Origin of the sequence: Bacillus sp. XF8, assembly GCF_017498755.1 — a bacterium.
GTDB classification, from domain to species: domain Bacteria; phylum Bacillota; class Bacilli; order Bacillales; family Bacillaceae_G; genus Bacillus_A; species Bacillus_A bingmayongensis.
The window spans coordinates 160676-178681 of the sequence record NZ_JAGDQK010000021.1; the positions used below are offsets into that span (position 1 = coordinate 160676).

Consider the following 18006-nt stretch of genomic DNA (forward strand, 5'->3'; position numbering starts at 1 on the left):
TTTACTCACCACATTCCTGTACTTTTTTCAATGAAAAGAAAATACTTGTACTTTCTCCTAGTTCACTTTCCGCCCAAATGCCCCCGCCATGTTCTTCAACGATTTGCTTTGCAATCGCTAAGCCGAGGCCACTTCCACCTGTACTAGAGTTGCGAGACTGTTCCGCACGATAAAACCGTTCAAAGATATAGGGAAGTGTATCAGCTTCTATACCGGATCCATTATCTGTCACTCTCACGATTGCCATATCCGCTTCCTCTAGTAATGTAACTGTAATTTCTTTCTGTGGCTTATCCATGTACTTCACACTATTATGAATTAAATTCGATATAACCCGCTTTACTTTTTCTCGATCAGCGGTTACATATAATGACGATTCACGAAATGATTGTAAGGATAAATATATTCCATCTTTACTTAAATCCATCTGTATTTCTTCTATTAAATCTTCCATAAATGTATACAATTCTATCGTTTCAAATCGAAACGGCACCCGATTCAAATCTAATTTCGAAAATAAAAATAGCTCATCAATGAGTGTATCCATATGTCTTGCCTTTGTATAAATTGTTGTTAAATATCTATCCATTTTCTCCGGTGTATTTGCAACTCCATCTTTTATCCCTTCTACATAACCAATAATAGATGTAATTGGTGTTTTTAAATCATGAGAGATATTCGAAATGAGTTCTTTTCGATTTTCTTCATATTGCGCCTGCACTTCAATTGATTCTTTTAATTTCTGCCTCATCTCTTCAAAAGCTTGATTTAACTGCCCAATTTCATCATGAGACGTAACTGGAATTTGAAATTGCAAATCTCCGTCTTTAATTCTCCCAGTCGCATCTTTCAAGATCAGAATAGGTTTTATCACACTTCTTGAAACAAAGTAACTTAATAATCCAATGATAAAAATAGCTAAAAGCAATAACGATATAAATAAAATAGGAAATAACTTTTGTGTTAAATCTACATATGAGCTTTGCTTATTTAATACGAATATACTTCCTTCCTCAAGATGAGGAAAATAAAAATCAAACTTTACATAGCGATAAAATGTATCATTTAGTTCCGCCGTACCGCGGCTATTAATATTCGTTGATTCAAATTTAGGGAGAGCTCCTTTCAAATTTGAACTTTCAATTGCTTTTGATGCATATGAAATTGCCTCTCCTTTTCTTACAACTATTTTCACACCTTTTTTCTCTAAGAGCGGCATCATTGCTTCATCCAATAGTTGCGATTGGTTCTGCTTAGCTGCTACCTTCAATTCAAGAAAAGCATTTTCCTCCTCTGGCGTCAGTGGCTTTTGAATATAAGAACTCTTATAAAAATTTTTCACTGATTCTAAATTCCCCGTTATAGAAAAAACAATTAAAAAACCCGTAACTAACAACAGAGTAATCGAAACAAAAACAACTGCAATATAAGACAACAGAAACCTTGTTTTAATAGACATGGCTCAATTCCTCACTTTATAAACTTTCCTATTTTATTCATAAGCATAAGAAGATACTTCCGAATACTCAAGGGATTTTATAGTTATTTTAGCGATAGTTTATGAAAAATTAATACTTATATTTTACAATATATAGTGAAGCACCTATATTTTAAAACGATTCTTACAAAAGCATAAATCCTTATACTTATCAATGAGAAGGTGGTGAAATTCAATGTTAAAAAGAACATTAAGTATGACCTTGAACCGTCCCCCGAACCGTGGACACTAAAAAAAGTCCATGATTCAGGGTTCTTGTGTATTTTCACACGTATTCCTCGTTATAATGGAAACAATGATAAAAATGAGATACGGGAAATGAGTAAAATTATTTTTAATGAAATACAAATGAAACAACTAGAGAAGAATGAAAATGTCGTAAGGGTATCTGAACGTTCGATTACCTACTGTGCAGATTTTAAAATAAAAGCTGTGAAAGAAAATCAAAGTGGAAAAGGAAGTGCGGGGCGTCCTTCTATAAAAATGTTATCTTCCGATGATAAGCTAAAGAAAGCAGAAGCACGTATTGCTTTTCTAGAAGCGGAACTAGCATTCTTAAAAAGTTAGACGAACTCGAAAGGCAGGCACTGAAAAAGAAACGTTAACACCATCTGAGAAATATAGACTCATTGAACAAACAATTCGTCGCCTCAAATTCCCACGCATGGTGCGTTATTTTTTGCACTAACTGTTGTAAGTCGAAGTGGCTATTACGCTTGGCTTCGCAAGGTAGACATGTACATGGAAAAAGAAGCAAATGATGAGAAAGATTATGAATTGATTCAAGAAATCTTCAACCGAAAAAAGAAAAAATGTGGTGCACGATTCATCAAAATGACGTTCGAAAACACAAAGGGCACTACAATGAATCTAAAGTGTATTTTTCGGATTATGCGTAAATATAATCTTGTGACAAAGATTCGTCGTGTGAATCCTTACAAAACAAACAAATCGCAAAAACGACGCAAGAACAAAACTTGTCCGAACTTATTACAACGTCAATTCAACCAAGAAGAGCCGAAAAAAAGTATGTTAACGGATATTACATATTTATTTTATGGAAAAGGGAAGAAAGCTTATTTATCTTGCGTAAAGGATAGTACAACACGAGAGATTTTAGCTTATCATGTTTCCTCTTCTTTACAGCTGGATATCGTCTATCAAACATTAGATAAATAAAAAAATAGATTAGGAGATGCAATTCATCCTGAGGTTCTGATGCAAAAACATTCGCTAGAAACCTAGAGAGTCTGTTTTCTTTAAGTTGCTAGTTTATGAAGCTAATCCAAACCGTTGATGGATGAATTCTTTTTGATTTTGAGCAGACGTCATCCTTTGGTGAATCTGTTTCTTTTTAATCATATGCATGACTTCTATGCCGCAGAGTATATAGGTCGCTGTACGAAGTGATTTCAACCCCAACATCGGGCGAACTCGCTTCTTAATACAAAGATGATCTTGTTCTACGATGTTATTAAGATATTTCACTTGTCTTAGTTGGATGCCTACAGGCATCTTTTTTTCTTTCTTTAACCCTTCGATGGCTATAGGATAGGCTGGGTTCTTGTCTGCTGTGATAAAATGGGGCCTTGAAACATGAAAAGACCGCAAAGCTTTCTTGAAAAAGCGCTTTGCAGCCTTATGGTCTCTTGTTTTGCTTAAATAAAAATCAATCGCATCCCCTTCCGAATCAACGGCACGATAAAGGTTGCCTACAACTTTTGCACCAGAACCATAATTCTAACCATAGGCATGTAAAACGATGATTTTCCAAATCTGACGGATTTCAAAATCTTTGGTATGCCTCATGAACCTTGAAACGCATCCAGATTTTTCATACTTTATATAACCGAACCCCTGGCTCAGGTTTTATTCTTTCCTCGTATAATGAACTACAAAATCTATTAACAATCCCATAATATAAAGCGTCTTTAGCTGAATTACTCTATTTTTTAATAAACTTTACAGCTGAACCATTTATATCTTCTCTTCCTTACTTATAAACCCGTAAAAAAGAGTTGACTTTTTGACTTAAGTAAAGTCGTTCCATGTAAAATCAACACTTAAGATACCGACAGGATTTGTGCTAGCCGTATAATTTTTTCTAGAAGCTAATTTCGGTTTGCGAAAACAAAGAAGATTATTATAATAACCAAACGCGCGACAAATTGATGGACGTACTGAATGAATACCGCACCGATCGTTTATTTCATCGAAAAAAATACAAGTCCCAAAATAACGTTGTTGGTTTTTTAATTCCATACGTTTTTTTTGAGGCATAGATTTTATCTTCTTTTTTATTTGCTTCAATTCATCTTTTGTAATTGGAACAGGACCGCAACATAGTCCTCTGCAACCTTTACAAGGTAAACTTTCCATTAATTTAATCATCTCCTGAAATAAGTAAGGTGGTTATGACCCATTTAATGATATGGATTTTCTAGTTAAATAGCTAAACTTCATTAAGTAATACTTTTATTGCAATACGCTGCTGCACTTGCCAAGGGCGTTGGAGAATATTAGACCTGTGCAATTTAATATTTTTTCTGTATATCCTTTAATTTTTTACTCCAGAACCATTTCCAGAGTGGCCTCTATTTTCGTACTCTTGTTTATCTAATACTCTTAAAAATAAGGTTATAATTAAACTTTTACATAGATTTTTCGCCAACAGCCAAACACAACTGACGGACAATTGCATGTTTCTCATCCTGTATCATGTTGCGCCAACCTATAGATATCTTTCCAAGGTCTTTACTAGATAAAAAACCATCTTGCATCAACTTATACGGGATACCAACGCCTTCGGATTGAAAAAACATCTCATCTCCTAAAATGGTACTATGTGCGCTAATTATATTAAACTGCACATCAGAAAAACCTCCATCCTTTAAAATATGTGGCAATTCCCGACCAATTTTTGGATTCCCCCCTTCGGCAAACCTTGCCTTACAGTAAGCGTCATATAGCTCTCTTAAGCCTAAAACAGGTGGATAAGTCATAATATGCATTTCAAAGTCATTATCCACTACGATTACTTTTCCTCCGGGCTTCACAATACGATATATCTCCTGCATCGCTTTTATCGGGTCAGGTAAATGTTCCAACACCAAGCGAGTAATAGCGAAATCATAAGTGTTATCCTTCATGCCAGTTTGCATGATATCCCCCTCATGTACCTGCCATCTGCTTTGGTCTTCCTTTTTTAGATACTCAGTGGCATAGTTAACCAACAAGGGGTCAATTTCTACTCCAGTTACTTTCACTTGGGGAATATGAGTTAACAGCTTCTCTAGAAGAAAGCCTGGACCGGAACCTAATTCTATAATGGTATCTGCGTTTGCTAAACCAAGAGCCTGATAGTGCTTCCATTCATTGTCCCAAAATAAGTCCACTTGTGCCTTTAATCTGTTAATTTCTCCTTCTATATTATTAGCAATAGATGAAATCTGATAGGATCCAGATAGATTCATAATTTTTCGGCAGAAGAGCGGTTACTCCTGCCATTCCTCCTTTCAAGAAAATACGAGAAAGGCAACCCTGCAGGTCGAGCATTTTAAATCTTTGATTCTTCAATACTCGTGGTTTCAGTTGTTTGTCCAAGGTTAGCTTCCTGATTCATTCCTTTTCGCATCTGTCTTAAACTGATAGAAACAAGTACTACTGAAATAGCTGCCGAGCAAAAGTCTGAAATAGGACCAGAAATTAATACCCCTTGAAATCCAAAGAATTGGGGTAGAATAAGCAATGCTGGGATTAGGATCACCACTTGTCGGACTAAGCTAAGAAAAATGGATTGTTTAGCTTTACCCAATGCTTGAAAATATCCCGCTCCAATAATTTGTAAACCAAGTAGCGGAGTAAAGAGCAGGAAAACCACCATAGCATGACTGCCGAAACGAATTAGTTCTTCGTTTTGATTAAATATAGCTACAAGGCTTTCTGGAATCAAATAAATGAAAAGAGAAGCAACAACAGCAATAACAGTGGAAAATGCAATCGCTGAAACAAGAATACTTTTTACTCTTTCATAATTTTTAGCACCAAAATTATAGCCAATGATCGGTTGAATCCCCAAGCTAATCCCCCAGATAGGTAACATAATAAAGGTTTGTACAGCATTAACCACATTCATTCCTGCAATTGCCGTACTTCCACCATGGTTTAACATTACATTGTTTATAACGATAATCTGTACACTGGTTGCCATCTGTGTAATAAAAGATCCCACTCCTAATGCAAAAATTTTCCCGACCAGAGTTCCACTGAGTCGCATATTTTTAGCGCGAATCTTTAATACGCTTTTGCCTGTAAAAAAGTGCGACATTACCCAAATGAATGATATTAATTGAGCAATCGCTGTAGCCAGAGCAGCTCCTTTCATTCCCCAATCAAAGCCAAAAATAAAGATGGGAGCTAAAATTATATTAAGGATAGAGCCAATTAATAAGGTTAACATCGACTTTTTTGGATTTCCATCAGCTCTAATAAAGTTATTCATACCTGATCCAACAATCATAAAAATGCTAGCTAAAAGAATAATGCGTGTATATTCCGTAGCAGGAGGCAATATTTCCTGGTTGGCACCAAACGCAGTAAGTAAAGGCTCTAAAAAGAACCAACATAAAACTGTAAACAAAACGGAAACTGATATCAAGAGGGTTAACGCATTTCCCATTACCCGCTCGGCCTCAGCATTATTTTTCTCCCCTAGGCGTATGGACGTCAATGCAGTTGCACCTGTACCAATGAGATTTGAAAAAGCCATAATACCCATCATAATAGGGAAAGATATGGCAACGCCAGCCATACCAATGTCGCCAACCCCATTACCAATAAACACCCTGTCAATGATGTTATAGGATGCACCTACAAACAAACCAATAATCACTGGTAATGAATAAGTAAAGAGTAACTTAAGTGTATTTTCCTCACGCAAAGCATCTGTTTTATCCATTTTTTCCCCTCCGCTTTTAAAGATTTCCCTCAATAAAACGATATCTCTTCATAATCAATATCATAGATTAGCCGTCCGATGCCCTCAATTCGCTCATCGTCTAACTCTTGCATAAATTTAATATAATATGTTTCCCACTCATTATTTGCTTCAATACCATCAGCAACAATATCTGGAAACTCCCGAATTCCCCCTCGTAACTCCTCATAAAATACAATTTTTGATAAAATAGCTAATTCAATATCCCCAAAAGCAGCAAAAAGTGCAGTATATTCATCACCGAACAGACATCCTGAGTTTAGTAAATCTAGATAATCATGTAATGAAACAAAATGTCCTCGGATTAGTTGTACTTTTTCTTCTGTATTGTCATTTTCCATGATGCGATTCACTAAATCCCGCATTTGAATATCATTCATACGGTCATTCTCATTTAATGTTAACACCATTGGCTTTTTGTGTTCATCGATTTCTCTAATTATCAGCATTTCAAAGCTACCAATTTCAGCGGCATTATTTACCCTTTGAATCAATTCATCGCGGTACAGATCAATATAATAGGTAAGTGCTTGATCTGTTTGAAACTCCTCTTGTAGTCGGTCAACCGCTTTATGAATTAACTTAGCCCTTTGATCTGCATTACAAGCTATTAACATTTGGTTCAACTGATTATGTTGAATTTCTGAAATCCTAACCCGCTTGGCTTTCTCACCACACAAGAGTGAAAAAACAGCATTGTTTACCATTAATTCAAATATGTTAAACAGTTCAATACGATAATTAAAGCGGCATATTTTCCCGAAATTTGTCAGGATATACATTAAGTCCTCATGATTAAAAAATTGACAGAACCTCGTCTCCATTAGCAATCTTTCTAAATACTGTTTAATATAAAAAACACCCTGAAGTCGCATATCATCAGTTGCTAAAGGATAGTCAATACTTGCCATGGTGTTTTGGGCCTCAAAAATAATATTATAATGGTTCATAAATACAGGTAATGATTCATCAATCGTCATATTATAAGCATCGACTGGTACATCTAATCTGATCTTTTTTATTTCTTGATATATTTGTTTAGCTTCCTCAAAGTAGTGACGCAGTAACTTAACACCCTTAGCATGTATATCCTTTATACTCTCAAAATTCAAATGAGCAATTGCTTCTTCAGGATTCTTAAAATGAAGGGCATAGGCATCCATAGCGTACATCAAAGATACCATGATCCCTTCTGCTGTCTCCGATGTCACCGACGTGCTTTCTCCTTGAGTATACCGCCGTATCAATTGCTGTAGAATCTCTATAATCTCTACTTGTATCTGATAAGCCTTCTGACTGGTAATAACCCCCACCCGTTGACCTTCCTGTAGAAGAGTTAGTACATATTGATTTCGTTTTAACTGCGACCGATCAATCGTAATATTAGAAATCGAACGAAAACGATCTTGTGAGTTATCTATTTCCACGCTTATTCATCACCTTCAAATAAAGAGTCACGACGCATCATATCCCTTCTGAAATTCTCTGCAAGTTCTTCCATTTTACTTCTTAATAGTTCTAAAGAACCCGCACATGGTCCGTTAAAATAATCATTCATCTGCTGAATAAGTTTCACATCCCCAATCTTATCTTCCGTTTCATTTCTAAGATAATAAAAAATCTCCTGAAGTTCATTTAGTGTATCAACATATTGATCCCGATCCATATAGGGTGAAGTAGAAAACACCTCAATTAATTCCTTTAACACTCCAATTCCCAGTTCAACTCTCGCATGATCACGAAGCACTTTATTTCTCGACACCACCAACGTTTGCACATCATTTGGTGTTAGAACCAAACCCCGTTCTTTAGTTTTTTCATTTAAACTGAGTAATTCCTTCATTGTTTTGGACTGGGGGGATAATTGGATATTATTCAAAATACGGGATAAATCCATGGCTTCACTCCCTTCCTATAAAACGTTTTTAAAAAAAATAAAAAAACAATTGACTCAACCGATGAAGTGTGTTATGATATTTATATATGGTTTATTTTTCGGTTGTGTATTTCGAATTTTAACCGATTTATGTAAAGATGTCAATAGGTTTAATGCTTATGAAAAAAACCTGTTAGCGATGCTAACAGGTTTTATATTGCTATATAAATCTATTAGGATATCCCCCTTTCTTTCTTAAAAATATCTATAGCTTCAACCGCTTTTTCATAACCACCTGATTCTTCAAAGGTACGTTTAATTTTTCTCAAATTATCAAGATATTTCGGGCTTTGTACGATAGTAATCGCCTCTTTTAACTCGGCTGATGTTAGTGTATCTTTATTCAAGATAACTGATGCTCCCAGCTTGGCAAATCGATCCGCCATATAAGGTTGGTCACCACCAATAGGCATCACCACGAAAGGAATATTATGATAAACCAGATCACTAGTGGTATTTAATCCCCCATGGGTAACAGCAATATTCGTATATTTGAGTATCTCTTCTTGCGGTACATATTGCCTCATAATCACATTATCTGGTATATCAAAAAATGAAAGATCTATATTATAAGCCGCAATAACAACCACAGTATCTTTTTCATCACGAAAGGCATCAAAAAATACATTATAAATATCTAAGTTTACCTTATTAAAGGCTGTTCCTAGGGAAATAAAGATCACTTTTTTGTCTTTCAGCCGATCAAAAGGAAAATCGATTGTTTCTTGTAGCATACTAGCAGGTCCACCAATAAAACGAAAACTCTCATCATAATCAGCATGATTAGTGACAAAATAAGCAGATGTATAAGCTATATTCAGATCACCATCATTTTGAGTCATTCCCGTTAGATTTGGAATTTCTATACCATAAGTTTCATTCATTCGTTTTACCATCATTCTGTATTCACTAAGAGCCGGATGATCATGCATCATCTCCATGCCAACCGTATTCTTATTTTGCGGCATCATTTCCTCTGGCTTGGCAAACACTGCATGAGAGGCCACAGTAGGTACCTTTAAAATTTGGCCAATGATATAACCAATAGGATACATAGAATCATAGATTAGATAATCAATTTGTTCATCTGCAATTTCATCTAAAATATGATGAACCACCTTTTCCGTTGATAACATCATTCTTAGGGCAATATCAAATAATTGTTGATTCTTTTCCAGATTAGGGTTTCCTTTAGGAAGCTTAGCATTCTCCCCTAGACTTCTAAAAAATGCTCCAGTTTTGGAAATTTTCGACTGAAAATCATCTGTACAAAAGTAAATCACTCGTTCCCCTTGCTGAACCAATTTATTTACCAAACCTAATGTTGGATTTACATGGCCATGCGAAGGACCATTTAAAAATAACACTGTTGCCATCTTATATTTCACTCCTTTCTTAATTTTCAAAATTATAAATGTTGTTTATCCTCGTTGTACTACCACTTGATTCAATTGTTCCCTTAGATGCATCATCCCTTTTCTTGTGGCTTCTTTTGCGTTTAACTCCCCTTCATATTCAAAAGAAAGATACCCCTCATAGCCATCAGACACCATTTTGTCAAATAAAGACAAATAATCCATGATCCCTTCGCCATGAACCGTAGGTTTCAGGTAACGATCGTCCGCGCATCGCGTTCCTAATTTATCCGTTATCAACTGCCAATCTTTCAAATGGGCATTCACAATGTATGCCTTAAGTTTTTGATAGGCTTCAAGAGGATCATCTCCCGCCACCAACATATTGCCGTAATCAAGTGTTAGCTTGAGTCCAGGGACTTGTTCCAGAATATTTGTCACTTCAGCAGCACTACAAAAAGGCATCTGAAGTGCAGGATAATTTTCTATGGTTAGTACAATCCCTTTGGATTGCGCATAAGGTGTAATCCTCTGCAACGCAGAAATAATACGCGGAAGCGCTTGATGTTTATCTTCTTCACTGACAATATGGTCTGGAAAGGCTGGCACTAACATCACCATCGGCGCAGAAAGCTCCACCGCCTTGTCAATAATCCGCTGGCATAATACAATATTGTCTAAATAAGTCTCTTCCTCCTTAACCGCTAAATCCACAAAGGCATCAATACATGAAATCTTCATCTGATGTTTTTCCAACAATGTATTAATTTCATCGCTTGGCCTACTAAAATCAAACATCAATAATTCAATTGCATCAAATCCTTCATTTGCAGCAAACGCAATCACATCTTCAAGTTTCATTTCACCTGATCTCATCAGAGAAACCAGTGAATAGGTCATTAAACTAAATTTCATCTATCTTTCATCCTTTCTTGTTTATACTATTTATGAGTTATATATCTTTTCACACAACGACATAATATCCACTTGTGCAGCTGGATCGAATAAGAGTGTCATATGACTAGTTGATGCTGCATCTAATAGCTGAAAACGAGGAAACACCCGATCCCATTCCTCCCAGTAACATGTCTGATCAATAGTAATTTCATCGGTATTCATCGTTAGATAGGGCGCGAGTTCACCATAAAATAAACCGCTTTGATTTCGGACATAATAGCAAGTAACCTCAGAAGCATCAGGAAGGGGTAATAGAGTGTATTGTTCCAGCTCAAAAGCCTCCTGCATTCGTAAATGACGCTGAAACAATTTCAATAATGCCGATTCAGACAACGTTAAAGACAATCCCCTCTCTCTTCCCAAGCAAATCAGTTTCATCAAAAGTGATTCTTCATCGGTATACTCAGAGACTTCTTTATGATGAATCAGCTTTTGTAAAATTCCATCCCCATCCTTTCGATTACGATTTAACAAGGCCATGTTAACCGCCTGTAGTGCCCTACTTTGAGGACTAAGTCGAATTTTTTCCCAACTTAAGAGATCCGGCGTGTCCAACATCACTAGACTGCGAACCGTTTCCCCCATCTCCTGAAGCTGACGGGCCACTTCATAAGCCAATATTCCTCCCATTGAATACCCACCTAAATCATAAGGACCCTTTGCCTGTTTACTTTGTATCATTGTTACATAATAAGCAGCCATTGATTTTACTCCCTTTATGAGAGCATGTTCTGTCATATGCCCTTTTGCCTGAATTCCATAAAACGGCCGCCTACTTTTCTCTGCCAACCATTGATACCCTTCTACGCCCCCCCCTTCACTATGTAGCCAAAATACCGGTTGACCTTTAAAATGTTGATTCAAATGGAGAAGTTCAGGAAAGGACAATGAATTAGACAATGAGTTGGACGACGAATCAAAAGCCGGCAACATTTTTTCTAGCACTTCCGGTCTATTAACCAAAGATTTCTCTTGCATCGCCCATTCTTTTTCTACTACCTCACTTAAGTTCTCCTTTAAGGAAGACACCATATGTTGCTTTAATAACATCAAAGATTCCTTTGGTTTTTCTGCCAATTCCTTTGCCATCTTGATTGCATGGTTCAAGACTTCCTTTCTAGGAAGAATAGGCACTAAAGCTCCTCGTTCAGCTAAATTAGCACCCTTAAAGTTCTTTCCAGTAAATAAAAGTTCCTGCGCCAAAGGATGACCCAAAACACGGGGTAAAATTAGCGTCGCTCCATCACCAGGGGTAAAGCCATAATTCATATGATTACAGGCATATGTACTTTCCCTACTCATAATAACAAAATCACAAAACAATCCTAGACATAGTCCTCCCCCCAAACCATGCCCCTGCATTGCAGCGATAATAGGTACATCACACTCAAGCGGCATACTATAAAGATGAAGATCAGTCATTTTCGCTTTTCCCTCATATAGTGCCATTAATCCTTCTTGTGTCCCCCCACAAGCAAAGTAGGTATCATAACCTGTAAGGATTACCACCTTACAGTCCTTATTGGTACGTAAGGAATCAAAGGCTTGTATAAGTCCCGTAATCAATTCTGGGGAGAAAGTGTTTTTATGCATACGTTCTTGCATGGTTATCTGAAAAATACCCGGTTCAATTTCTTGAAGATCCACCACTGAATCTTGCATAGACAAAGCTATCTCTTCATCATTCACAATTTCCCTATCTTCCCCTTTAACCTGCTGTGTTCGATCAAGAAATACTGATAGTTCGTCATAAGCTTGTTGAATAGTGATATCACCTGTCTGGAGGGCACGAAATATTGCCTTTGTATCCATGTTTGCCATTCACTCCTCTCATTTCCCAAATAGATTATTAATCCGCTCCCTCACCTCAGGGTGATGAAATGTTTTTTCATGCATAAGGACTTCTTGTTCTATAATGGTAGGTAGTTCCTTGCGGATAGGAGCAACCAAGTGATTTTTTAATAAAACAAGAGAATACCTTGGCTTTGCAGCAATCTCGCGCGCTAAATCAATAGCATAATTTAACACCTCCCCCCGAGGCAAAACAGGAAAAGGAATCCCTCTCTTTTCAAGTTCTGCTCCTCGATAAGTACCGGAATTGATTAACAACTCCTCGGTTAGACTAATCCCCAACTTCCTTGGCAAAATGCAGGTGGCTCCCATCCCGGGTGTAAAGCCATACTTCATAAAATTGGTTGTGTAGACACTTTCCCTGCTTAAAATAACAAAATCTGCAAACAGCCCCATGATAAGACCACCCCCAATACCATGACCTTGCATTGCAGCAATTACAGGAATTTCACAGTTTAATGCCAAACTATAAACATTTTTATCGGTAAACTTTTCTCTGCCCTCATGAATGGCTAACAAACCTTCCTGGGTTCCCCCTGAGGCAAAGTAGGTGTCATAACCTGTTAAAATCACCACTTTATAGGTTTGATTAGCCTGTATTGCTTCAAATGCATCAATCAAGCCATCAATTAAAGCATTGGAGAATGTATTTTTGTGTGCCTGATCCTGCATCCTTAATAAGACGATGTTAGGCTCCAACTCTTGAAAATGCACAACAGACGTCATCATATTCACTCCTCTTTGTCATCACTTCACTCCCATGGAAACTTCCCTGTTTCAATATAACGGTAGATACCTGACAGATTTTGCGGATTTGAAAACATCACCTTGTTTGCTTCCACTGCCAGAAATTTTGTTTCTTGCAGGGAAGGATTAAGCTGATGGATATACCGTTTATAGTGCTCAATGGCCCTTTTGGTTAACGGTTTAAGACGAAGCAAATGCTTACGGAGTAATAACTGGCTATTATCCTCATAAGCATCAACTAATCCCCATACCTCTGCCTGTTCAGCTGTAATTGCCTTCGTCATAAGAGTCAAATAGTTAGCTTTACCCATTCCAATTCGACGGATTAGAAATGGGAGTACAGCTGCCGGAAAAACACCAAACAACAACTCTGACAAACTAAATTGAGCTGAGCTTTCAGCTAATACAATATCACTGGCAGCCACAAAGCCAACACCTCCTGCATTAACCCGCCCCCTAACATGAGAAATGGTAATAAAGGGGCCAGTAGCTAACCTTAACCACAAATCATATAACCGTTCTGGGTTTCTCTCACGAACTTTTCCACTTTCCATAGTGTCATGCATTTCTTGAAAATCCGCCCCAAAACAAAAGACATCTGGTACCCCTTCTAATACCAATAAATTGATCGACTCTTCACAGCTATCAAGTATATGGTGGCACTCTTCGATCATCTGGTCATTAATGGTATTATTTTCATTTGGGCGATAAAGCTGCAAATAACAAATAGCTTGTTCAATACGGACATTTATCGTCTGATAGTTCATTATAACCACCGGTATTTTCTATGAAATTCATGAATCTCGTCTAAGACTAAAAACCCTTTATCCTTACTTATCGAGGCTGCCCCCGGAATAAGATTAAGATCCAATTTCACATTACGCGTTCCAAATTTAACCGCACTACTTCCTATTAACAGTTCTTCATACTCTTGCATAGATAAGCGGTATCGATGGTTTAATTGTTCTTCTACTTGAAAACGTCTAAGCTTTTCTTGACCTTGAGGTGTTACAACACCACTGTAAAATTCGGAACAACAGCCTGATCCATAGGAAAAACAGCCAATCCGCTTCGGTGAATCGAATTGCCCCTGGTCAATGGTGCTTAACAGAGATAAAAGGACACTCCCTCCCATAATATTACCCACACGTTGAGAATATTTCAGTCCCGGCAAAACACGTTGCTCAAAATCTATCTCAATTTCTTGAGGTTTGGCTTTTACCATTTTCCTCATCATTGTACGATGAGCCCCTTTGACCATGCCGCCAAAAGGCGTATGATAGCAGAGGTACTGAAAGGTTTTCTGATAATCCACCTCAGCTACCCTCCGTTGATATTCCAAGAAGGTCTGTTCACAACAATCCAGATAAGACAGCAAGGATAGATCCGCATTTCCGGCTTCACTATCTGGAATCGGACGGCATGTGTCCATAACCTCGTACCCATAATAACCATTTGCTCCCACATCTATCTGAAACAGGTAAGGCGTCTCACTAATCAGCATCGCCACTGCCCCGGCTCCACCGCTCGGTTCTGCATAGGACCAATCTTGTGTCAAATCCTCGCCACCTTCTGCCACTAAAAATCGTGAGATATCGCTTGCAATCACGAGAGCTTTTGCACCTGGAGATATTTGAGAGAGAATAAACTGAACTGCCATTTGTAACCCTGCTGTACCTGAATAACAAGCTTGCTTCAATTCAAACATACGGCAATTGCGGTTTAGGCCTAAGTAATGGTGAATATATGTACTCATCGATTTACCAAAATCAACGCCCGACTCAGAACAGGTAATTAATAGCTCAATGCGGTCCTTTTCATCTGGCGATAACGCATCAACAATCGGTTTAGCTGCATTCACACCACATGTGACCGGGTCTTCGAATGGAAGAGCGACCGCCTTCTCTTTCATTAATAAATTTTCAAAGCGCTGCTCATCCAATCCTCTATGTTTTGCTAATTCCATCACATCTAGATAAGTCGTTCCACCAAAGGCATTCATTGCCTCAATTCCAACTGTTTTCATCTTCTATCCCTCCTGAGTATCATCTTTCATTTTTGAGACAAATGGCTGTATTTATGCCACCAAACCCAAAACTTAGATTAAGTGAATGGGTAATCGGCACGGTTATTTTCTCTTGACGCACCCAATTAAATGATGCATCTATCGGGTCCTGCAAGTTGCGAGTTGGATGCAGTTGCCCGTTTTCCATTTGTAATAACGTTGCAATTAATTCCACCACACCTGCTGCACTTAAGCCATGCCCGGTAATTGATTTGGTTGCATTAATATAAGCATGGGTCAGATCGCAATCCATCAACGCTTGAAGTTCGGTCTCATCCCCAATATGTGAACCAGTCCCATGGGGATTGATATAATCAATAGCCTCAGATAAAAGATTGGCCTGACTCAATGCTTGTTGAATAACACGTTTCTCCCCTTCACGAGAAGGGTTAGGATTGCGGTTACCATCCATTGTCCGGGCCCATCCCAACAGTTGGGCATAGGGACGAATGCGCCGTTTTAATGCCATCTCTTTCCGTTCAATCACTACCGCACCACAATTTTCACCATAAATAAACCCGTCCCGCTTTTGATCAAAAGGACGTGCAGCCTCTTCAGGCTGCTGTGCATAGATATCTGTCCCCATAGCTCCCAATGACCGAAAAGCATGGCACTCCATATACGAAATATCCATTAATGCACCTAAAGCAATACAGACATCCACCTGCCCAGATAATACCGCTTCACATGCTTGAATAACAGCTAATTGACCACTGGCGGAAGAACCACCAGTGGTATATGCTAATCCTTTGATGTTAAAGTGTTCTGTGCACCAACCACAAACATCACTGTCCATAAAGGACATCCCATATGCTGGAGAGATAAAATGCGGCATATGATGATAGTTTTCAAAGACGCGCAACATATCCCTTTGTTGTATATTGGAGCCACCTACAATTAAGCCAATTCGCTCAGCAGGTACACAATCTAATTCCGCCTCCTGCCATGCCTCCATCAATGTGAGTAAAGCTACTTGACTAGTAAGGGATGCCCTTCGCATTTTCTTTTTCACACCTTCGTCCGGATAAATCAGCTCTTCTATTTCAGCTCCAATAAAAGTTATCTCCTTTTGCCTGCCCGGTCGTTTCATTTGATTAAAGGCATGGTTTCCCTCTATCAAAGCCGAAAAAAAATTCGATTTGCCTTGACCGATAGCAGAAAGTACACCGATCCCGGTAATCACCAACTCTGTTTTCATTTTCTAATCCCCCTCCTTTGCAATAACTGATCAGCTTCTTCTATATCGATCTCACCAGCCTGTACACTTTGGATAAGCTTTTGTAAATGGAGAGGAGCCGAATCGGTTGTTTCATCTTCCACTTGCTGAGCTAATTGTTCATGTAAAAAAGCGGAAAATTCACGAAGGTAGGGATACTCATAGATCGTGTTGGCTGTAACTTCGACCCCATACCTTACGTTTATTGTCCGGATCCATTCCACAGCAACAATAGAATCTAACCCTAATTCAACTAACTTATCATCTAAATCAATATCTTTCTGATCCATGGAAAGAGATTCTGCTAGACTAGCAATCAGAAATAATTGTATTGATTCAATGGTATTATTAATTGGCGTTTCGCTTGCTTTAAATGCCGTTTCCACCGATGAGGCAAGCTCAACCTTAGAATCGATTTGAGCATCACTCATATCTTCTGATATATCTTGAGATAGAAAAGTCGCAAATTCACGAATATTCGGATATTCGTAAATACTATTAGCTGTAAGCGATGTTTGATATCGTTCATTTACTGCTCTGATCCACTCTACTCCGACAATCGAATCCATCCCCATTTCAATAAACGACATGTTACGATCTACGGTGTCTTGATCCAAACCTAAAACTTCCTCTAGCATCATTGCCAGCGCATCTTCGATACTCTCAACATTCCGTGTATTCAAATATCTTTCTTCCTGTATCTTATCGTTGGCTAATATCATTAACTCGATTGCTTTTGGTTTTTCTATGGGTTTAGACGGCCATGCATTTGAATCTGGTGTTATCAAGTTTTGTAAAACATATTGGCTAGTATCCTTTGGTTGGATCTCCTCTATCTGCTTCTCGGCATATCGCATGGTTTCCTCGCTCAACAAATCCCTTTTTTTCTGATTGAAGAAAGACATCTCCTGTTCCTTATCCACTATCCAATATGTCTTTCGTGCAAAAGGATAAGTTGGCATATGCAAACATTGAGAAGCAGTACCAACAAATAAATCCTCCCAGTCCACTTTATACCCCTGACAATACATTGAGCCCAAAGCCAATAAATTCTCTTGATATTGTTGGGGGTCTTTGTGCATAGCACGGCTTTGCTCTAATAAATTAGCAATATATTTTTTTATAGCTGTTTGTCCCACAAATGAAGGGGATACCTGACCCTGAAATAGATTTGGTACATGTTCTTTATTAATGGTCTGCTTTAAAGCATATAACGCATCTTCATGCCCCTGAACTACCATAGCCCATCGATGGCGAAAATGCTGGCGACCATGTAAAAGGGTATAACTAATTTGTAAAAGGTCCGCTTCCTGCCCTTCTGGGCTCTCCAAAAAGGCTATCAGGTCTGCTATTTTTTCTGTTAAAGCCTCCTCAGTCTTCGCCGA

General features: G+C 38.0%; 16 protein-coding genes and 1 pseudogene. 2 read left to right on the top strand and 15 right to left on the bottom strand.

Annotated features, from left to right (window positions below):
* Position 1: 1 nt before the first annotated feature.
* A complete protein-coding gene (locus J4P91_RS15015; protein ID WP_207994771.1) occupies positions 2–1459 on the bottom strand; it encodes a sensor histidine kinase in 1458 nt (485 codons plus the stop codon).
* A 357-nt stretch (positions 1460–1816) separates the two neighbouring features.
* On the opposite strand from J4P91_RS15015, the gene J4P91_RS15020 reads away from it, so the two are divergent.
* Both J4P91_RS15020 and J4P91_RS15025 read left to right on the top strand, forming a co-directional pair.
* The gene (locus tag J4P91_RS15020) at positions 1817–2065 is read left to right on the top strand and encodes a hypothetical protein (RefSeq protein ID WP_207994772.1); all 249 of its coding nucleotides are present in this window, start codon (positions 1817–1819) and stop codon (positions 2063–2065) included.
* Between the two features lie 174 nt (positions 2066–2239).
* Positions 2240–2677 (top strand): IS3 family transposase, encoded by a 438-nt coding sequence (locus J4P91_RS15025; protein ID WP_207994773.1) that lies wholly within the window; start codon positions 2240–2242, stop codon positions 2675–2677.
* Positions 2678–2770: 93 nt separating this feature from the next.
* Here the strand turns inward: J4P91_RS15025 and J4P91_RS15030 are convergent.
* From J4P91_RS15030 to J4P91_RS15095, 14 genes and pseudogenes are all read right to left on the bottom strand, one after another.
* A pseudogene (locus J4P91_RS15030) lies at positions 2771–3205 on the bottom strand (IS6 family transposase); the annotation flags it as partial.
* Positions 3206–3529: 324 nt separating this feature from the next.
* Entirely contained in the window at positions 3530–3877 is a 348-nt protein-coding gene (locus tag J4P91_RS15035) for a YkgJ family cysteine cluster protein (RefSeq protein ID WP_207994774.1), read from the bottom strand.
* 272 nt (positions 3878–4149) lie between these two features.
* The gene (locus tag J4P91_RS15040; RefSeq protein WP_207994775.1) at positions 4150–4971 is read right to left on the bottom strand and encodes a methyltransferase domain-containing protein; all 822 of its coding nucleotides are present in this window, start codon (positions 4969–4971) and stop codon (positions 4150–4152) included.
* Positions 4972–5054: 83 nt separating this feature from the next.
* Positions 5055–6455 carry an MATE family efflux transporter gene (locus tag J4P91_RS15045; RefSeq protein ID WP_207994776.1) on the bottom strand — a complete coding sequence of 467 codons (1401 nt, stop codon included), beginning with the start codon at positions 6453–6455 and terminating at the stop codon, positions 5055–5057.
* A 29-nt stretch (positions 6456–6484) separates the two neighbouring features.
* Complete coding sequence (locus J4P91_RS15050; RefSeq protein ID WP_207994777.1) at positions 6485–7921, bottom strand: DUF6179 domain-containing protein; 1437 nt, start codon at positions 7919–7921, stop codon at positions 6485–6487.
* Between the two features lie 2 nt (positions 7922–7923).
* Entirely contained in the window at positions 7924–8391 is a 468-nt protein-coding gene (locus J4P91_RS15055) for a DUF6323 family protein (RefSeq protein WP_207994778.1), read from the bottom strand.
* A gap of 212 nt (positions 8392–8603) precedes the next feature.
* A complete protein-coding gene (locus J4P91_RS15060; RefSeq protein ID WP_207994779.1) occupies positions 8604–9806 on the bottom strand; it encodes a macrolide family glycosyltransferase in 1203 nt (400 codons plus the stop codon).
* Positions 9807–9851: 45 nt separating this feature from the next.
* Positions 9852–10700: a sugar phosphate isomerase/epimerase family protein gene (locus J4P91_RS15065; protein ID WP_207994780.1), complete on the bottom strand. Its 849-nt coding sequence runs from the start codon at positions 10698–10700 to the stop codon at positions 9852–9854.
* A gap of 30 nt (positions 10701–10730) precedes the next feature.
* The gene (locus J4P91_RS15070) at positions 10731–12563 is read right to left on the bottom strand and encodes a polyketide synthase (RefSeq protein WP_207994781.1); all 1833 of its coding nucleotides are present in this window, start codon (positions 12561–12563) and stop codon (positions 10731–10733) included.
* A 9-nt stretch (positions 12564–12572) separates the two neighbouring features.
* Positions 12573–13322: a polyketide synthase gene (locus tag J4P91_RS15075; protein ID WP_207994782.1), complete on the bottom strand. Its 750-nt coding sequence runs from the start codon at positions 13320–13322 to the stop codon at positions 12573–12575.
* A gap of 23 nt (positions 13323–13345) precedes the next feature.
* Positions 13346–14107, bottom strand: a complete 762-nt coding sequence (locus J4P91_RS15080; RefSeq protein WP_207994783.1) for an enoyl-CoA hydratase/isomerase — start codon at positions 14105–14107, stop codon at positions 13346–13348.
* Complete coding sequence (locus J4P91_RS15085) at positions 14107–15366, bottom strand: hydroxymethylglutaryl-CoA synthase family protein (protein ID WP_207994784.1); 1260 nt, start codon at positions 15364–15366, stop codon at positions 14107–14109. The genes J4P91_RS15080 and J4P91_RS15085 overlap by 1 nt, the downstream gene beginning before the upstream one ends.
* A gap of 19 nt (positions 15367–15385) precedes the next feature.
* Complete coding sequence (locus J4P91_RS15090) at positions 15386–16603, bottom strand: beta-ketoacyl synthase N-terminal-like domain-containing protein (RefSeq protein ID WP_207994785.1); 1218 nt, start codon at positions 16601–16603, stop codon at positions 15386–15388.
* Positions 16600–18006 (bottom strand): acyl carrier protein (locus J4P91_RS15095; protein WP_207994786.1); only part of this gene is annotated, 1407 nt, incomplete at its 5' end. The genes J4P91_RS15095 and J4P91_RS15090, both read right to left, overlap by 4 nt.

Coding starts and splice junctions, on each gene's coding strand:
- J4P91_RS15015 (WP_207994771.1), bottom strand. CDS start 1,459: ATGTCTATTAAAACAAGGTTTCTGTTGTCTTATATTGCAGTTGTTTTT.
- J4P91_RS15020 (WP_207994772.1), top strand. CDS start 1,817: ATGAGTAAAATTATTTTTAATGAAATACAAATGAAACAACTAGAGAAG.
- J4P91_RS15025 (WP_207994773.1), top strand. CDS start 2,240: ATGGAAAAAGAAGCAAATGATGAGAAAGATTATGAATTGATTCAAGAA.
- J4P91_RS15035 (WP_207994774.1), bottom strand. CDS start 3,877: ATGGAAAGTTTACCTTGTAAAGGTTGCAGAGGACTATGTTGCGGTCCT.
- J4P91_RS15040 (WP_207994775.1), bottom strand. CDS start 4,971: ATGAATCTATCTGGATCCTATCAGATTTCATCTATTGCTAATAATATA.
- J4P91_RS15045 (WP_207994776.1), bottom strand. CDS start 6,455: ATGGATAAAACAGATGCTTTGCGTGAGGAAAATACACTTAAGTTACTC.
- J4P91_RS15055 (WP_207994778.1), bottom strand. CDS start 8,391: ATGGATTTATCCCGTATTTTGAATAATATCCAATTATCCCCCCAGTCC.
- J4P91_RS15060 (WP_207994779.1), bottom strand. CDS start 9,806: ATGGCAACAGTGTTATTTTTAAATGGTCCTTCGCATGGCCATGTAAAT.
- J4P91_RS15065 (WP_207994780.1), bottom strand. CDS start 10,700: ATGAAATTTAGTTTAATGACCTATTCACTGGTTTCTCTGATGAGATCA.
- J4P91_RS15070 (WP_207994781.1), bottom strand. CDS start 12,563: ATGGCAAACATGGATACAAAGGCAATATTTCGTGCCCTCCAGACAGGT.
- J4P91_RS15075 (WP_207994782.1), bottom strand. CDS start 13,322: ATGATGACGTCTGTTGTGCATTTTCAAGAGTTGGAGCCTAACATCGTC.
- J4P91_RS15080 (WP_207994783.1), bottom strand. CDS start 14,107: ATGAACTATCAGACGATAAATGTCCGTATTGAACAAGCTATTTGTTAT.
- J4P91_RS15085 (WP_207994784.1), bottom strand. CDS start 15,366: ATGAAAACAGTTGGAATTGAGGCAATGAATGCCTTTGGTGGAACGACT.
- J4P91_RS15090 (WP_207994785.1), bottom strand. CDS start 16,603: ATGAAAACAGAGTTGGTGATTACCGGGATCGGTGTACTTTCTGCTATC.